The organism is Burkholderia arboris, from assembly GCF_902499125.1.
GTDB classification, from domain to species: Bacteria; Pseudomonadota; Gammaproteobacteria; order Burkholderiales; family Burkholderiaceae; genus Burkholderia; species Burkholderia arboris.
In genome coordinates, this window is record NZ_CABVPX010000001.1 from 396,965 (window position 1) to 412,663 (window position 15,699).

At 68.2% G+C, this 15,699-nt stretch carries 15 protein-coding genes; 8 read left to right on the plus strand and 7 right to left on the minus strand.

Features of this window, described 5'->3' with window-relative positions:
* Positions 1-373 precede the first annotated feature (373 nt).
* Positions 374-745, plus strand: a complete 372-nt coding sequence (locus BLA15945_RS01735; RefSeq protein ID WP_059239996.1) for a YXWGXW repeat-containing protein — start codon at positions 374-376, stop codon at positions 743-745.
* Between the two features lie 240 nt (positions 746-985).
* On the opposite strand, the gene BLA15945_RS01740 is transcribed toward BLA15945_RS01735, so the two are convergent.
* Positions 986-1,372 carry a winged helix-turn-helix transcriptional regulator gene (locus tag BLA15945_RS01740; protein ID WP_174991314.1) on the minus strand — a complete coding sequence of 129 codons (387 nt, stop codon included), beginning with the start codon at positions 1,370-1,372 and terminating at the stop codon, positions 986-988.
* Positions 1,373-1,685: 313 nt separating this feature from the next.
* Here BLA15945_RS01740 and BLA15945_RS01745 point away from each other — a divergent pair, with 313 nt between their 5' ends.
* The 3 genes from BLA15945_RS01745 to BLA15945_RS01755 all read left to right on the plus strand — a co-directional run bounded on the left by BLA15945_RS01745 (position 1,686) and on the right by BLA15945_RS01755 (position 5,209).
* On the plus strand, positions 1,686-2,162 hold the full coding sequence (locus BLA15945_RS01745; protein WP_174991315.1) for a nuclear transport factor 2 family protein: 477 nt from the start codon (positions 1,686-1,688) through the stop codon (positions 2,160-2,162).
* A 115-nt stretch (positions 2,163-2,277) separates the two neighbouring features.
* On the plus strand, positions 2,278-3,174 hold the full coding sequence (locus tag BLA15945_RS01750; protein ID WP_059239989.1) for a helix-turn-helix transcriptional regulator: 897 nt from the start codon (positions 2,278-2,280) through the stop codon (positions 3,172-3,174).
* A gap of 409 nt (positions 3,175-3,583) precedes the next feature.
* Positions 3,584-5,209 (plus strand): amidohydrolase, encoded by a 1,626-nt coding sequence (locus BLA15945_RS01755; RefSeq protein WP_059239986.1) that lies wholly within the window; start codon positions 3,584-3,586, stop codon positions 5,207-5,209.
* Between the two features lie 19 nt (positions 5,210-5,228).
* On the opposite strand, the gene BLA15945_RS01760 is transcribed toward BLA15945_RS01755, so the two are convergent.
* From BLA15945_RS01760 to BLA15945_RS01770, 3 genes are all read right to left on the minus strand, one after another.
* Entirely contained in the window at positions 5,229-5,840 is a 612-nt protein-coding gene (locus BLA15945_RS01760; RefSeq protein ID WP_174991316.1) for a cysteine hydrolase family protein, read from the minus strand.
* 177 nt (positions 5,841-6,017) lie between these two features.
* Positions 6,018-7,268 carry an MFS transporter gene (locus tag BLA15945_RS01765; protein ID WP_174991317.1) on the minus strand — a complete coding sequence of 417 codons (1,251 nt, stop codon included), beginning with the start codon at positions 7,266-7,268 and terminating at the stop codon, positions 6,018-6,020.
* A 151-nt stretch (positions 7,269-7,419) separates the two neighbouring features.
* Positions 7,420-8,736: an MFS transporter gene (locus tag BLA15945_RS01770; protein ID WP_174991318.1), complete on the minus strand. Its 1,317-nt coding sequence runs from the start codon at positions 8,734-8,736 to the stop codon at positions 7,420-7,422.
* 317 nt (positions 8,737-9,053) lie between these two features.
* Between BLA15945_RS01770 and BLA15945_RS01775 the strand changes: the two genes are divergently transcribed.
* The 3 genes from BLA15945_RS01775 to BLA15945_RS01785 all read left to right on the plus strand — a co-directional run bounded on the left by BLA15945_RS01775 (position 9,054) and on the right by BLA15945_RS01785 (position 11,486).
* The gene (locus BLA15945_RS01775) at positions 9,054-9,971 is read left to right on the plus strand and encodes a LysR family transcriptional regulator (protein WP_174991319.1); all 918 of its coding nucleotides are present in this window, start codon (positions 9,054-9,056) and stop codon (positions 9,969-9,971) included.
* A gap of 181 nt (positions 9,972-10,152) precedes the next feature.
* Positions 10,153-10,689: a VOC family protein gene (locus tag BLA15945_RS01780; protein ID WP_059239977.1), complete on the plus strand. Its 537-nt coding sequence runs from the start codon at positions 10,153-10,155 to the stop codon at positions 10,687-10,689.
* 41 nt (positions 10,690-10,730) lie between these two features.
* Complete coding sequence (locus BLA15945_RS01785; RefSeq protein WP_059239975.1) at positions 10,731-11,486, plus strand: glucose 1-dehydrogenase; 756 nt, start codon at positions 10,731-10,733, stop codon at positions 11,484-11,486.
* A 109-nt stretch (positions 11,487-11,595) separates the two neighbouring features.
* Here the strand turns inward: BLA15945_RS01785 and BLA15945_RS01790 are convergent, their stop codons facing one another.
* Positions 11,596-13,113: a purine-cytosine permease family protein gene (locus BLA15945_RS01790; RefSeq protein WP_174991320.1), complete on the minus strand. Its 1,518-nt coding sequence runs from the start codon at positions 13,111-13,113 to the stop codon at positions 11,596-11,598.
* A 202-nt stretch (positions 13,114-13,315) separates the two neighbouring features.
* Entirely contained in the window at positions 13,316-13,963 is a 648-nt protein-coding gene (locus BLA15945_RS01795) for a glutathione S-transferase family protein (RefSeq protein ID WP_059239972.1), read from the minus strand.
* A gap of 105 nt (positions 13,964-14,068) precedes the next feature.
* On the opposite strand from BLA15945_RS01795, the gene BLA15945_RS01800 reads away from it, so the two are divergent.
* Entirely contained in the window at positions 14,069-15,181 is a 1,113-nt protein-coding gene (locus BLA15945_RS01800; RefSeq protein ID WP_174991321.1) for a transketolase-like TK C-terminal-containing protein, read from the plus strand.
* 16 nt (positions 15,182-15,197) lie between these two features.
* Here the strand turns inward: BLA15945_RS01800 and BLA15945_RS01805 are convergent, their stop codons facing one another.
* Complete coding sequence (locus BLA15945_RS01805; protein WP_059239968.1) at positions 15,198-15,653, minus strand: MarR family winged helix-turn-helix transcriptional regulator; 456 nt, start codon at positions 15,651-15,653, stop codon at positions 15,198-15,200.
* Positions 15,654-15,699 lie beyond the last annotated feature (46 nt).

Sequence of the window (15,699 nt, forward strand, 5' to 3'; positions counted from 1 at the left end):
AGTATTTGTTTTAACGATTATTTTTGACTTCTTGACGAGGGCTTTTTGGAGGCATTCATCGCATCATTCTTTCATGTCATCGTCTTGACGGTTGCATAGAAACAACAAACGGATTCGATCCGGCACCCCAAATCGGCAACTTTTACCCACTCCTGTCTCAAATATTAGGCGCCTCGCGCCTAAAACGCACCTGCCGCCCCGTAAACATGGCGTGGCATCCGGGCCGCCGGCGATCTCCCCGTCAGCCGACGGAAAGGGAAAGGCGGCTTGCGCCCGCCGTGACACGCGGTAACAGCCTTAACGGCCCGCGTAACCCGGCAAGCACACCGGCAGGCTAATGTAAGGCAGCCTCGAATACACAACAGGACACGCCATGAACCGACGCTCGTTGCTGCGCGCCATCGGATTGACCGCCGCCTTCGCCGGCACCGGCTGGCTGCGCGCCGCCTCGGCCCAGCCCGCACCGCCCGTGTACCGGCCATCCGGCCCGAACCGCGTGCCCGGCGGCCCGCCCTACGACGATCGCCCGGGCTTCGCGCCGCCGGCGGCGCGGCACGACCGCCGCCCGCCGCCGCCGCGACAGCACGGCTATATATGGGTGGATGGCTACTGGCGCTGGCAGCGTGGCCGCTATATATGGGTGTCCGGCCGCTGGGTCGCACGGCGCCCCGGGCGCCGCTGGGTGCCCGGCTACTGGCGCCGCCAGGGGCGGGTGTGGGTCTACGTCGACGGTTCGTGGCGGTAAATGCCCGCACGGCCCCGGTCGATGACAGTCCGGAGTCCGGCGGGCGCGAACCCGCATCGTGCGCACGGCGGAATCTCGATGTGCGGCCAGTGCGCCCGGTCGGCACGCCGCCGGCGACGCTTATCCTGCCGATGTCATTCGGATAACGAAATCACGCATGGCGATGCGCACGCATCCGTTCATGCGTCACCCGGCGGTGCGCATCTGCAGCCCACCGCCAATGGATGGGCCGGTGCGCGCTCAGCGCCCGCCTCCCTCCTGCTCGCGCGCACGGCGGCGCGCCGCGCAGATCGCGCGATGATGTTCGTCGGCCCACCGGATCATCGCCTGCATCGGCGTCAGAAACGAACGCCCGAGGTCGGTCAACGCATATTCGACGCGCGGCGGCACCTCGGCGAACAACGCGCGACTCACGAAGCCATCCTGCTCGAGCCGCTTCAGCGTACGCGACAGCATCTGGTTCGACACATCGCCGATCGCCCGGCCGAGTTCGTTGAAGCGCATCGTGCCGCCCGCCAGCGCTTCGAGCACGAGCAGGCTCCACTGGTCGCCGATGCGGTCCAGCACATCGCGGATCGGGCACGGCCGATCAAGTTCGACGGTATCGTCGGCGGACGGGAGCGGCATGACGGGATTCTCTTTCACGGGCAACGCACGGTCATCGCGGTGTGACCTGTTCACACCGCGGTGACTTCTTGTGACGGGTTCGCGGCAACTGTACCATTCGACCGGCCCGACAGCCGCCCGGATTCGCCAGTTCAACGAAGCATGACGATGCCGCACAGGATCAGCCGCGACACCGGCACGGACTGTTCGGCGACGCCTTCGCGCCGAGACGGCATGTGTGCCGCAGCGACTCCCGCCGGTCGTCGCGAGCGGCGCAATCCGCAGTCGCGCATCGCGCGCCCATCCACGAATCGTCAGACAAGGAAACCGCTACATGTCATCGTTCCGCTCCCCCGTTCGCGCCGTTGCCGCATGCGTTCTGCTGGCCGCATCGACAGCCGTGCTGGCTGCCGGCCCGGCCACGCGCGACCTGGCTGCCGAGGAAGCCAACCGCCAGCTCGTGCTGACGTTCTACGACCGCTTCTTCAACAAGCACGAAGCGGTCGAGGCCGCGGCTGTCGTCGCGGACGACTATAAACAGCACAACCCGCACGTGCCGGACGGCAAGAAGCCGTTCGTGTCGTACTTCGTCGGCGCGTTCCAGAAGAATCCGGCATCGCGCGCGCGCATCGTCCGCAGTGCGACCGACGGCGATCTCGTCTACCTGCACGTGCATGCGACCGAGCGTCCGGGCGATCGCGGCGAAGCGGTGGTCGACATCTTCCGCGTGAAGGACGGGAAGATCGTTGAGCACTGGGATGTCATTCAGCCGGTACCCGAAACGTCCGCGAACCGGAACACGATGTTCTGACGCGCGCCCGGCAAGTGTCGATGCAACATCGGCCGCCCGCCGGGCAAGCGCGAATGCCCGGCGGCAACGAAGTCCCCTACAATCGGGCTTCGCCGCCGCGCGGCCTCCGTCTCGCATGACCGCACCGCCGCCCGCCGTGCCGCCGCACGCGAAGCACGGCCCGCGCGGGCGGCCGTTCGCGAAGACGGTGTCAACGATGAGCCCCGCCCATATTTCCCTGAGCAACGCCGGCGACCTGGTCGCCAGCCTCGGCAGTCCGCAGTTTCCCGCCCGGCTTTGGGCGTGGCTGCGCGAAACCGTCGATCCGCAATCCCATTACAGCGTCGCGACGCGTTACCGTCGCGACGCGCCATCGCAATCGGTCGACAGTGTCGACGTGCTGTTCTTCGCCGGTGGTGACGATCCCGACGGCACGCGCCACGCGCTCGATCTGTATACACAGGGCGACTGGCGATCCGACACCCTGCTTCCGCATATCGAGCGCGTCACCGATTCGCAGCTGGTGTTCTCGTGCAACGAGGACATCGATACGGCGACCGAGTACGGCCGCCAGTTCGCGCTCGGCGAGCTCGGCGAAGACTGCACGCTGCTCGGCAGCGAGCGCGACTACGTCTATGCGTTCTCGCTGTTCCGCCGGCGCGGCCAGCCGTCCTATACGCTGGCCGAACTGGCGCTGCTGCGTCAGCTCGGCGATTTCGTGCTGCCGCTGCTGATCCAGCACGCACGGCTCGCACGCCTGACGCCGCGCTCGGACGACGGCGCGCTGCTGCAGCGTTTCGAACAGCGGCTGTCGGCCAGCGGTGCGGCGCTGTCGCAGCGCGAGCGGCTCGTCTGCCGCGCGGTACTGCAGGGGCAGCCCGTCCCGCAGATCGCCGACACGCTCGCGCTCAAGCAGAGCAGCGTGCGCACCTATCTCGGACGCGCGCTCGCAAAGCTCGGCGTCGCGAACCGGGCCGGACTCTTTGCGTGGTGCGTGACAGAAGAAGCGGCGCCGGAAGACCGCGGCCGCTAGACGGCGCCGCGGCGACATTCCTGCAACCACCGCCCTTTTGTCGCGCGTTGTCCTCAAAACAATGACAGACAGCCCGCTCTCCCGCTCCTAGTATCTGACTCAACCGACGACAGAAACGCGTCGGATGCCACGGAGACACGGAATGCCGAATACCGGATGGACGCCGGCCCGCGCGGCCGCGAGCGCGTCGCCCATCGCCACGCCGAGACGGCTGCATCGGCGAAACCGGCATGACGCCCTGGCAGCCGTTGCCGGTCTTCGCCACCGCACATCGCCGCCCCTGCCGCGCAGCGCCGGCACGTAACACCCCGCCCCCATTCCAACCCGACCGGGTTCACGCGGACGGACGAGCCACACGGCTCGCCCGCCGGACACGTGCGCCCGTCGATCCCCCATCCGGAGGAGACACATGCAACACGCCGATACCGTCTATCTGAACGGCCTGCTTTACACGGGCGACGCGCAGCGCCGCTTCGCGCAGGCGCTCGCCACGAAGGACGGCAAGATCGTCGCGGTCGGCCGCGACGACGACATCCGCCCGCTGGCCGGCCCCGCCACACGGAGGGTCGATCTCGCCGGCCGGCTGATGCTGCCGGGCCTCATTGACGGTCACGTGCACCCGCTCGAAGGCCATCAGATCCTCGGTGATTTCGACCTGTCCGGCATCAACGATCCCGACGCGATCGTGCAACGCATCCGCGCGTGCGCCGACGCGACGCCGAACGAGCCGTGGGTCTATCTCGGCGGCGCGAACCTCGCCGCGTTCGGCGCGTATCCGACCCGCGAGCTGCTCGACCGGATCGTGCCCGACCGGCCGCTGCTCGTGGTCGGCTTCGACGTGCACAGCGGCTGCCTCAACACGAAGGGGCTCGAAGCGGCCGGGATCCAGGCCGACACGCCCGATCCGTCCGGCGGGGTGATCGAGCGCGACGCATCGGGCGCGCCGAACGGTGTCGTGCACGAAGCCGCGTTCTACCGCGTGTGCCCGATCATTCCGCAACTGAGCCCGGCCGGCTACCCGAAGTCGCTTGCGAAAGCGCACGCGATGGCGCACGGCTACGGCATCACGGGCTGGTTCGATGCGCGCGTCGAGGAGGCCGAACTCAAGGCCTACGCCGCCGCGCAGCGCGCCGGTACGCTGAAGGTGTACATGAGCGCAGGCCTCTACGCGAACCCGCGCCGCGACCCGCGCGAGCAGATCGAACGCTTCGTCGGATGGCGCCGCGAATACGCGTGCGACAACCTGCGCCTGCATACGGTGAAGATCTTCGTCGACGGTGTCCCCGAGTCGAAAACCGCTGCACTGCTCGAGCCGTACGCGGGCACCGACGACTGCGGCCTCGCGCTGTGGAGCCAGGACGCGCTGAACGAAATCTGCCTGCTCGCCGATACGGCCGGCTTCGACCTGCACTTCCATACGCTGGCCGACCGCGCGGTACGCATGACGCTCGACGCGCTTGAATACGTGCAGCGCTGCAACGGGATGCGCGACCGGCGCGCGCAGCTCGCGCACCTGCAGCTCGTCGATCCGGCCGACATGAGCCGCTTCAACCGGCTCGGCGCCATCGCCAGCGTGCAGACGCTGTGGACGGCCGCCCGCGAGGAACAGCAACAGCTTTACCGCGACCTGCTCGGCGCCGAGCGCACTGCACGCAACTATCCGTTCCGCAGCCTGCGCAACGCGGGCGCGATGCTCGCGGCCGGCTCCGACTGGTCGGTCAGCACGATGGACCCGATGCAGATCATCCAGACGGGCGTCACGCACCTGCTGATCGACCAGCCCGAGAGCCCGCCGTGGAATCCGCACGAGCGGCTCGACCTGCTCACGATGCTCGAGGCCTATACGGTGAACACCGCGTATGCGCTGCGCTTCGACGATTGCACGGGTTCGCTCGAAGCGGGCAAGGACGCGAGCTTCGCGATCCTCGACCGCAATCCGTTCGCACACCCGGTCGAGACGTTCGCGCACACCCGCGTGATCGAGACGCGCTTCCGCGGCGAAATCGTGTACGCCGCGCCGGGCTGGGCGGACTGACGCGCGAACCGGCTAACCGTCAGGCCACGCCGAGCGCCAGCACCTGCTCGGTCGTCAGCACGTCGCCGAACGTGTCCGACAGTGCGGCCAGCGTCGCGCGATGCAGGTCGCGGTGCGGCACGGTGCCGCCGTCTGCGACGTCGATGTCGCGCGTCGCACAGGCATCGTCGACGACGATCACCCCGTAGCCGAGCGGCACCGCGTCGCGTGCCGCGCCGGCCACGCATGCATGCGTCATCAGGCCCGTGACGATCAGCGTGTCGATGCCGGCCGCCTTCAGCCGCGCATCGAGGTCCGTCGTCGGGAACACGCTCACCGACGTCTTCCTCACCACCGCGTGATGCGGGGCCGGCTGCAGGTCCGCGTGGAAGCCGGAACCGTCGCTGCCGTCGGCGAAGACCGGGCTGTCGGCCGTATCGACGTGCTGGACGTGGAATACCGGAATGCCCGCTCGGTCGGCGAACGCGATCACCCGCTGCGCATTGCCCAGCGCACGCGGCCCTTCCGGAATCGGCAGCCGGCCGCTGAAGTATTCGTTCTGGAAATCGATCACCAGCAGCGCGGTACGGGCGGCATCGATCGACGTCGGCGCGGACGCGCCGGCCAGGGTACGGATGGTCGGATGTTGCATGGGTCGCTCTCTTTCGGTTGGCACATTGAATGGAACGGCGCGCCGGGCCTGCCGGCGCCGCCGGACACGGCCCGCTACTTCCCCGGCCGCGAGGCGCCAGTGTCGGGCCGCGCGGCGTTGCGCGACAGCGGCGCGCAGGACAACGTCCGACAGGATCGGGCCAACGTGCGCAACCGCCTAGGACAGCGCGGCCGTACGGACGCCCGGCCGCGTGCGGCCATATGCCACCATCATCGCGAAGCTGAGCAGGAACCCCGCGCCGCCGATCAACAGCAGGCCGGTCTCGCCGAACACGGTCAGCAGGTTCGTCAGCGCGCCCGTGACGACCCACGCGACGGCCATGACCGAACCCGCGACACCGAGCGCCCAGCCCTGCCGGTCCTCGCTGACGGCATCGGAAAACGCCGTATACATCGTCGTGTACGCCACCATGTCGAAGCAGCCGACGACCATCGCGAGTCCCCACAGCACCGGCTCGTGCGGAAACAGCGCGGACAGGACCTGGCCCAGCCCGGCGACGAGCAGGCCCGTCTTCGCGATATCGATCACGCGCCACACGCGCAGCATCAGCCGTACGACGAACAGCAGGCCGAACACGAAGCAGACGCCGATCACGCCGCTGAACAGCCCGAGCCGCGCGCTCGTGTAACCGAATTTCGCCTGCAGCAGCAGCATGATGGTCTGCAGGTAGAGCCCGTAGCCGACCTGCATCAGGAAGAACACCACCGACAGGAACGCGACGTTGCGCTGGCGCGTGGCCTCCCGGATGATCCGCAGCGGCAGCAGCGGATCGATGCGCGTGTCGCCGCGCGGCGCGGCCGAATCGCGATACGACGCCCAGGTCCAGAACGCGCAGATCAGCGACAGCGCGGCGACCAGCACGAACGGCGTGCCGTAGCCGAACAGCGGCGAGATCGTCCGGTCGGACGTCACGCCGCCGAGCACCGGGCCGACGATCACGCCCGCGCTGAACGCAAGCGACATGATGCTCATGTTGTACGCCTTGGTCTCCGGCGTGCTGAGATCGGTGATCGCCGCCTGCGCGATGCCCTGGCAACCAGCCATCAGGCCCGTGAGCCCGCGGCCGGCCAGCAGCATCGCGATGCTTGCGTGCCACGCGCCGGCCGCCATCATCGCGTAGCCGACCGCCAGGCCGAGCACGCACAGCAGCAGCATCCGGCGGCGGCCGTAGCGGTCGGACAGCTCGCCCATCAGCGACGAGCCGAAGAACATGCACAGCGGGTAGATCCCGTAACCGAGACCGAGGTAGAAATTGCGCGCGTGCGCGCCGGCGTCGGCCGGCAGGATGCCCGCGTGCGGATCGCTGAAGATCGCGGACATCATCGGATAGACGAGCCCGAACCCCATCGCGTCGAGCGCGATGGCGAGCAGGCAGGGGCCGAGCAGCGTGTAGTCGAGTCGAGACATGGGGACCTTCCGGACAGCGTGGATGATCGCCCAAGCGTAACGACCGGGCGGCGGCCGCGGTAGGCCGCCGCCCGCGATGCTCATCATTGGCTGTGCCGATACCCGGCATGCCGCCTGTGCCGATGGGTCGCCGGCGCAGCCGCCCGGCCGGCTACTTCGCGCTCAGCGGCTCGCCCTCGAATTGCCGGCGTGCGACCACGCACGGCGCACCGTCATGCATGAACACGCTCGCGAGCAGCCCGAACGACGCGGCGAACAGCACGTACCACGCGGGGGCGACGGGCGATCCGCTCGCGCGCGTCAGCCATGTGACGATGAACGGCGCGAAGCCGCCGAACACCATCACCGCGACGTTGTAGGCGAGCGCGACGCCGGTCGACCGCGAACGGGTCGCGAACTGCTCGGCGAGCGTCGTCGGCGCGGGGCCGTAGCAGATGCCGATGATCGTGCAGATCACGAGCTGCATCACGAGCAGGTGCCCGATGCCCGGCGCGGCGGCCAGCCACGAGAACAGCGGATACGTGACCGTCAGCAGCGCGAACGTGCCGGCGATCAGCACGGGCCGCCGGCCGATGCGGTCGGATACGATCGCCGCGACCGGAATCGTCACCGTCAGCAGCGCGACCGCCACCATCTGCACCTTGAACACCTGGTCGAGCGGCAGCCCGAAGGTCTTGTGCACGAACGTCGGCATGTTCACGAGCATCACGTAGAACACGGCGGTCCCGGTGATCGTCTGCCCCATCGACACCAGCACGCCGCGCAGGTTCTCGCGCAGCACGCGCGACACGCTCGCCGGCGGCTCGACGGTCGACTTGCTCGCATCGAGGAACGCCTCGGTCTCCTCCATGTGCCGGCGAATCCACAACCCGACCGGCCCGATCAGCAACCCGAGCGCGAACGGCACGCGCCAGCCCCAGCTGTGCAGCGCCGCATCCGACAGCGACTGCGTGGCCCATGCGCCCATCGCCGCACCGGAAAACACCGCGAGGCACTGGCCGATCAGCTGCCACGATCCGTACAGCCCGCGCCGGTTCGCGGGGGCGCTTTCGACGAGGAACGCGGTCGCGCTCGCATATTCGCCGCCGGTGGCGAAACCCTGCAGCAGCCGCGCGACGACGATCAGGATCGGCGCCGCCGGGCCGATCGCCGCATACGATGGCGCGAACGTGATCAGCGCGATCGACAGCGTCATCAGGAGGATGATGAGCTGCATCGCGGCCTTGCGGCCCTTGCGGTCCGCATAGAGGCCGAGCAGGATGCCGCCCACCGGGCGCATGAAGAAACCGACGCCGAACGTCGCAAGCGACATCAGCAGCGATGCGTACTGGCTCTCGGCGGGAAAGAACAGCCGCGCGATGATGCCCGAGAAGAAACCGTAAACGATGAAGTCGTACCACTCGAGGGTATTGCCGACGACTGCGGCGATCACCTGCCGCTGCCGCGAGTTCCGACGTGAGTCGCGCATGCTTTTCTCCTGCAGTCTCGTGGTGCCGCGCCGCATGCCTGCCGCGTTCCGTGGCGGGCATGGGCGAACCGGCCGTTCGCATCGCCGGTCGATGCGGGCACGCACGGCGGACCTTCCCGGCCCGCGCGCATGACCGGCGTGAATCGATCATAGGGATGCCGAAAATCCGCATCAATTAATGCCCGCGCCGGATGATTAGCCGGAGATTAAATGTTCCCCGTCCGCCCTCCGCCGCGCGAAAAACCCGGTTTTTCGCGCATTGTTGCGGCCCGGGTTCTGCGGCAGAATCGTCGGCCGCCCTTCCCGTCGCCCGCATCATGCGCAACCGCATCAACGAAGAGATCACGTTCCGCAAGCTCGAAGTTCTGCTCGCGTTCATGGAAGCCGGCAGCCTCGCGAAGGCGGCCGAGGCGCTGGGCGTGAGCACCGTCAGCGTGCACCGCGCGCTGCATACGCTCGAGGAAGGCATGCATTGCGCACTGTTCCGCCACGAGGGGCGGAACCTGATGCCGACCGATGCCGCGCAGGTGCTCGCCGAAGTCGCCGGCGAAGTGCTCAAGACGATGACGAACGGCATTCGTTCGACGCGCGAGGCGGCCGGCTATGGCGCGGGCCAGTTGAAGATCGGTTCGCTGTATTCGCTGACGATCCGCACCGTGCCCGAGGTCGTGATCGCGCTGAAGGAGCGTCGCCCCGAGCTGCAGGCCGAACTCGTGCTCGGCTCGAACGCCGACCTGCTCGACAAGCTCAGGCAGGGTGCGATCGACGCGACGCTGATGGCGCTGCCCGAACCGGACGCCGAGATCGAATCGATCGCGCTGTTCGAGGACGAGATGTTCTTCGCCGCGCCGGTCGATTCGCCGTATGCGCAACGCGACGCGATCGATCTCCACGCGTGCGGCGACGAGCCGTTCGTGTCGCTCGGCGAAGGTTTCGCGACGCATCACGGCTTCACGGAGGCATTCCGCACGGCAGGCGTCACACCGAACGTCGTGATGCGGGTAGGCGACATCTTTTCGCTGATCAACCTCGTGTCGGGCGGCGTCGGCTGCTCGCTGCTACCCGGCCGCGTGCGCGACCTGTTCGCGCACAAGATCGCGCTCGTGCCGCTCGCCGGACCGACGATCCGCCAGACGATCGGCCTGAGCTTCCTGCACCGCCGCGAACGGGATCCGAACCTGCTCGCGCTCGCGACGGTCTGCCGGCTGACGGTCAAGGCGCCGACCGCGCGTTGACGCGTCGGCCGTTTCTCCGTCCTTGCAGCGCGCGTACCGATCGCATCGCTGCGCCATACGGCTGCGCAAGCCATCCCCCCGGGTTCTCGTCCGTTTGGATGGCACGAAGCACACGCTTTGTTGCGATCATGGCCGTCATTCATCGCGCGGCACGCATACGTGCGTCCGCCACGGAGACGACATGAACGATCCACTCCCCGGCCCCATCGACCAGATCGGCTACGTGGTCGCCGACCTCGACCGCAGCATCGCGCGCTGGCGCGCCCGCCACGATGTCGGCCCGTGGACCGTGTTCCGCAACGTGCGCCTCGACGGCCGGTATCTCGGCGAACCGGTGACGGTCACGATGGACGTCGGCCTCGCGTATCGCGGCGATCTTCAGATCGAACTGATCCACGTCACGAACGACACGCGGTCGCCGTACCGCGATGCGCACGGGCAGCCGCTCGTCGGCCCGCATCACGTCGCGTGGGTCGTCGACGATCTCGATGCGGCAGTCTCGCAGCTCACGGCGCGCGGCCTGCGCGTCGTGTTCGAAGCACACAACCCGGCCACGCGCGTCGCGTATCTCGACGACGCCGACGATCCCGGCGTGCGCGTCGAAGTGATCGAAGGCGCGGGCATGCGCGACATGATCGTGCACGGCATCGCCGAAGCACACACCTGGGACGGTACCGATCCGGTTCGCATCATCGACGCGGCGGCCGCCTCCGCGTAAGCGAGCCCGCGCGTCCCCTCTCACTCACAGGAGCAAGCAGGATGAAACGACTCGAAGGCAAGGTGGCGCTGATCACCGGCGGCGCCCGCGGCCAGGGCGAAGCGGAAGCGCGCCGGTTCGCCGCCGAAGGCGCACGCGTGGTGATCGCCGACGTGCTGGACGACGCCGGCCGGCGCGTCGCGGCCGAACTGGGCGACGCCGCGCGATTCCAGCATCTCGACGTCACCCGCGAAGCCGACTGGCAGGCAGCCATTCAGGCCACGCTCGCGCAGTTCGGCCGGCTGGACATTCTCGTGAACAACGCGGCGATCCTGAAGCTCGTGCCGATCGAATCGTGTTCGCTCGACGACTATCGCAAGGTGATCGACGTGAACCAGATCGGCTGCTGGCTCGGCATGAAGTCGGCCGTGGCCGCGCTGAAGGAAGCAGGCGGCGGCTCGATCGTCAACGTGTCGTCGACGGCCGGGATGGAAGGTGTCGCGGGCGGCAGCGCATACGTGTCGAGCAAGTTCGCGGTGCGCGGGATGACCAAGGCTGCCGCGCTCGAATTCGGCCGCTATGGCATTCGCGTGAACTCGGTGCATCCGGGCGGCATCGATACGGTGATGGCACGCCCGCCCGAGTTCGCGGATTTCGATCCGTCGTCGATCTACAGCGGCCTGCCGATCGCGCGCATCGGCAAGCCCGACGAAGTGGCCAGCCTCGTGCTGTTCCTCGCGTCCGACGAATCCGCGTATTGCACGGGGTCGGAATTCATCGTCGACGGCGGGATGCTCGCGGGCAGCACGTTTCACTGATCCACCGCGCACGCCGGAAACGGAAACGACAACGCCGCCGGCGGCTTGACCCGCATGGCGGCGTTGTCGTTTCGGCAAGCGTAGCGAGAGACAACCCGCCACGCGCCGCTCAATATCCCTTCGGCTGAATCGCCGGCGCACCGGCACCGCGTGCGCCCGGCTTGCCGCCGCGCACGAAGCGGCGCCCGTGCGGGCCGTACACGCCATCCGGCTCCGGATACAACGTCAGCAGCACGAAGTACAGGATCCCGCCCACCGCCAGCGACACCGGCACGCTCAGGTCGAGCCCGTCCGCGAGGTGGCCGAGCGGCCCGACGAACTGGCCCGGCAGGTTCACGAACGCGAGCCCGATGAACGCAGCCGGCAGCCATGCCCCCATCGCGCGCACGTTCCAGCCGTGCGTGAACCAGTAGTGCCCGCCGTGCAGCCCGCGGTTGAACACCTGCAGGTCGTCGGCGAGATAGTAGCCGCGGCGCGTCACGTAGCCGATCACCATGATCGCCATCCACGGGCAGCTGAACGTGTCGATCAGCGTCGAGAACGTCGCGACGCTTTCGACGAGGTTGAACCAGAAGCGGCCGACGAAGATGAACGCGATCGCGATCGTGCCGATCAGCAGCGTCGCACGCACGCGGTTCAGGACGCGCGGGAACATGCTCGACACGTCGAGGCCGGTGCCGTACAGCGCGGTCGTGCCGGTCGACATCCCGCCGATGATCGCGATCAGGCACATCGGCAGCAGGAACCAGCGCGGCGAGATCGCAAGCAGCCCGCCGACGTAGTCGTTCGACGCGATGAACGCGGGCGCCTTCGCCGCGATGATCGTCGCGGTCGCAAGGCCGAAGAAGAACGGCACGAACGTCGCGACCTGCGCGGCGAATACGGCGCCCATCACGCGATGCTTCGGAGTGTGCTGCGGAATGTAGCGCGCCCAGTCGCCGAGCGTCGACGCGAACGATACGGGGTTGCTCAGCGCGACCAGTACCGCGCCGACGAACGCGGCCCAGAAACCCGCGCTGCCCAGTTGCAGCGTGCCCGCATAGTTCATGTCGAACAGGCCGGCGAACGCGAACAGGCCCGCGACGAACAGCACGCTCGCGGCCCACACGGCGATCTTGTTGACCCACAGCATGAAGCGGAAGCCGTAGATGCAGACGATCAGCACGAGCACCGCGAACACCATGTAGGCCGCGCCGAGCGTGAAGCCGTTGACGGGCACGCCGACCATGTTGTGCGCGCCGCCGACGAGCGCGTCGCCGGAACTCCACACCGCGAGCGAGAAGAACGCGATCGACGTGAGCAGCGCGAGGAACGAGCCGACGATCCGGCCGTGGATGCCGAAATGCGCGCCGGACGACACCGGGTCGCTCGTGCCGTTGCGCGGGCCGAACAGGCTCATCGGCGCGAGAATGCAGGTGCCGGCGAGCACGCCGAGCACGATCGCGCAGACGCCCGCCTTGAACGACAGCCCGACCAGCACGGGAAAGCTGCCGAGCACCGATGTGGAAAACGTATTGCAGCCGCCGAACAGCAACCGGAACAGATCGATCGGCCGCGCGTAGCGCGATGCATCGGGAATGCGCTCGAAACCGAACGACTCGACCTGCGTAATCCTGCCTTCACCCATTTGTCTCCAACTCCTCTGGTGCGCCTGTACGGCCCGGGGCTGCGGCCATACGACACATCGTCATCGATTCGCGGCCACTCTAAACCGGATCGCGCGGCGCAAATATCACGCATTCGAGACGTTTACGACGAAGGAGAGCAATGTTTCCCGGCAGCGAGGCGGCCGGGCCCCGCGCCGCCCATGCAGCGCGGGCGATGCGAAGTCAGTGCGCCGCCTCGGCCGACGGCGCGCGGCATGCGATCAGGCCCCGCTGGACCGCCGGCCGTGCGGCGATGTCGGCCAGCCAGCGCTCGACATGCGGAAAACCGGCAACCTCGAGATCGAGCTCGGCCGCCGTGCGTAGCCACGGAAACGCGGCGATGTCGGCGATCGAATACCGCGACGACGCGAGATACGCCGATTCCGCCAACCGGCGGTTCACGACCCCGTAGAGGCGCGTGGCCTCCTTGCGGTAGCGGTCGATCGCTTCCGCATTGACCGTCTTCGATGCATGCAGGAACCACCACAGCTGGCCGAACATCGGCCCGATTCCGCCGATCTGGACATGCAGCCATTGCTGGACCGCCGTGCGCTCGGCCAGCGTTTCCGGATGCAGACAGCCGGTCTTCTCGGCGAGATAGCCGAGGATCGCGCCGGATTCGAATACGGCCAGCCCGGTATCGTGGTCGACGATGGCCGGGATCTTGCCGTTCGGGTTGATCGCGAGGAACGCCGGGCTGCGCTGCTCGCCGGCGGACAGGTTCACGTGCACGAGGTCGTGCGCGATCCCGGCCTCTTCCAGATAGATCGCGATCTTGTGCCCGTTCGGCGTATCGGCCGTATGGAACGTGAGGGAGTGATTCGAGGTCATGTCGGTCCTTGTCATCGGATTATCATTGCAACTACAATCGTTGCAATTGCAATCCTATGCCGGAACCGATGGCGCCGGCGACATGCCAGTACTCGAAGGAGGGACATGCAAACTGCGCGACCCGGTCCGCCCGTGCGGACGCCCGACACCCGCCGCGCCGCGGCGGCCTGCCTCGAACGGCTCACGGCACGGCGGCTCGCGCCGCCAGGCCATGCGGTGTCCCCGCTCGGCGCCATGCGCGCGGCCGCGGATTGCCTCGAACGCGATACGGCGACGTCGAAGCGCGTGTGGATCGTCCGCGCCGATGCACGCGAGTCGTTCGCCGACACGCGCGCGCATCGCCACATCAGCGCGTGGCCGCTGCGGTTTCTCGATCCCGGCAAGCGTTTCGAGCGGCCGCTGCTGTACCTGCTGCACGCGCGTGCGATCGACCGGCTGCGGCTGGCCTCGATCGAAACCGTCGATCGCGGGATCTTCGTGAACGATGCCGAAACGGCCGCGTCGTCCTGGCCGAAGGGCGTGACGCCCGACGTTCCGCACTGGCTGGCCGCGAACCCCGCCTGCACGCCGTACGACCCGGCGTCGGGACACGAAGCGATCGCGATCCTGCGCCACGCGCTGCACACGCTCTATGTCGCCGGCCAGCCGGGGTTTTTCTACCTCGCGGGCCATGACGACTGTGTGCCCGATGCAAAGCCGCTGTCGGCGACCGCAGCCCGCGACGCGTTCAACGGCATGGTGCGGGCCGGCCGGCGCGCGGCAGCCGGCGCGGCCGCGCACATCCGGCTATGCGGCGCGGGCAGCACGCTCACGCACGTGATGGAAGCCGCCGACCTGCTGCACGACGAATGGCGGATCGACTCGACGATCTGGAGTTGCCCGAGCTACACGCAGCTCGCGCGCGACGGTCGCGCAACCGACCGCTGGAACCTGCTGCATCCGCACGACGAACCGCGCGTCGCGCACGTGCGGGCGAGCCTCGGCGAAAGCGGCACGCCGGTGCTCGCGGTGACGGGCTATGCGCGGCACGTCGCCGCGCAGATCGGCGCGTTCATCCCGGCCCGCTTTACGGCGCTCGGCGCGGATACGGCCGGCCCCGGCACACGGGCACCGAATGCGCGGTGGATCGCCGCGGTCGCGCTCCGCCTGCTGGCCGACGACGGCCGCGTGCCGGCCGACTGGGCCGCGCAGGCGATGCACCGCTATGCGCGCGGCTGAGGCGCGCCGGCTGCCGTTACTTCGCGTCGGCGGACGCGTCGCGCGCCGCGGCGGTCGCGCGGTCGAGCGCGGCGGCCATCGCCGCCTGCTCCTTGCCGGCGAACTGGTCGAGAAAGAGCTCGGCGACCGTCGACTGGTACACCTTCCACATCTTCTTGCGCAGCGTCCGCCCCTTGTCGGTGATGCTCGCAAACGCCGCGCGGCCGTCGTCTGCGGACCGCGCGCGCGTCACGAGCCCTTCCTGTTCGAGCCGGTCGACGAGCCGCGTCAGGTTGTAGCGCTCGATCGCGAGCACATCGGCCAGTTCGTGCATGCGGCGCGTGCCGTCGGGCCCGCTTTCGAGCCCCCACAGCGCGTCGTACCACGCGTACGCGGGCAAGCCGGCCGCCGCGAGGCGGCGCTCGATCTCGCGAATCATCGTCCGGTGCGCGCGGACGAACGAGAACCACAGATCGGGTTCGGGTGCGCTCATGTCAGGTCGTTCCTTTCGTTGAATTGCAGTTGCAATTAAATTTTAC

Excerpts from the sequence above, each read along its gene's own strand:
- BLA15945_RS01750 (WP_059239989.1), top strand. The coding sequence starts at position 2,278 with ATGACCGCACCGCCGCCCGCCGTGCCGCCGCACGCGAAGCACGGCCCG.
- BLA15945_RS01790 (WP_174991320.1), bottom strand. The coding sequence starts at position 13,113 with ATGGGTGAAGGCAGGATTACGCAGGTCGAGTCGTTCGGTTTCGAGCGC.
- BLA15945_RS01735 (WP_059239996.1), top strand. The coding sequence starts at position 374 with ATGAACCGACGCTCGTTGCTGCGCGCCATCGGATTGACCGCCGCCTTC.
- BLA15945_RS01740 (WP_174991314.1), bottom strand. The coding sequence starts at position 1,372 with ATGCCGCTCCCGTCCGCCGACGATACCGTCGAACTTGATCGGCCGTGC.
- BLA15945_RS01800 (WP_174991321.1), top strand. The coding sequence starts at position 14,069 with ATGCAAACTGCGCGACCCGGTCCGCCCGTGCGGACGCCCGACACCCGC.
- BLA15945_RS01805 (WP_059239968.1), bottom strand. The coding sequence starts at position 15,653 with ATGAGCGCACCCGAACCCGATCTGTGGTTCTCGTTCGTCCGCGCGCAC.
- BLA15945_RS01780 (WP_059239977.1), top strand. The coding sequence starts at position 10,153 with ATGAACGATCCACTCCCCGGCCCCATCGACCAGATCGGCTACGTGGTC.
- BLA15945_RS01745 (WP_174991315.1), top strand. The coding sequence starts at position 1,686 with ATGTCATCGTTCCGCTCCCCCGTTCGCGCCGTTGCCGCATGCGTTCTG.
- BLA15945_RS01775 (WP_174991319.1), top strand. The coding sequence starts at position 9,054 with ATGCGCAACCGCATCAACGAAGAGATCACGTTCCGCAAGCTCGAAGTT.
- BLA15945_RS01765 (WP_174991317.1), bottom strand. The coding sequence starts at position 7,268 with ATGTCTCGACTCGACTACACGCTGCTCGGCCCCTGCCTGCTCGCCATC.
- BLA15945_RS01755 (WP_059239986.1), top strand. The coding sequence starts at position 3,584 with ATGCAACACGCCGATACCGTCTATCTGAACGGCCTGCTTTACACGGGC.
- BLA15945_RS01760 (WP_174991316.1), bottom strand. The coding sequence starts at position 5,840 with ATGCAACATCCGACCATCCGTACCCTGGCCGGCGCGTCCGCGCCGACG.
- BLA15945_RS01795 (WP_059239972.1), bottom strand. The coding sequence starts at position 13,963 with ATGACCTCGAATCACTCCCTCACGTTCCATACGGCCGATACGCCGAAC.
- BLA15945_RS01770 (WP_174991318.1), bottom strand. The coding sequence starts at position 8,736 with ATGCGCGACTCACGTCGGAACTCGCGGCAGCGGCAGGTGATCGCCGCA.
- BLA15945_RS01785 (WP_059239975.1), top strand. The coding sequence starts at position 10,731 with ATGAAACGACTCGAAGGCAAGGTGGCGCTGATCACCGGCGGCGCCCGC.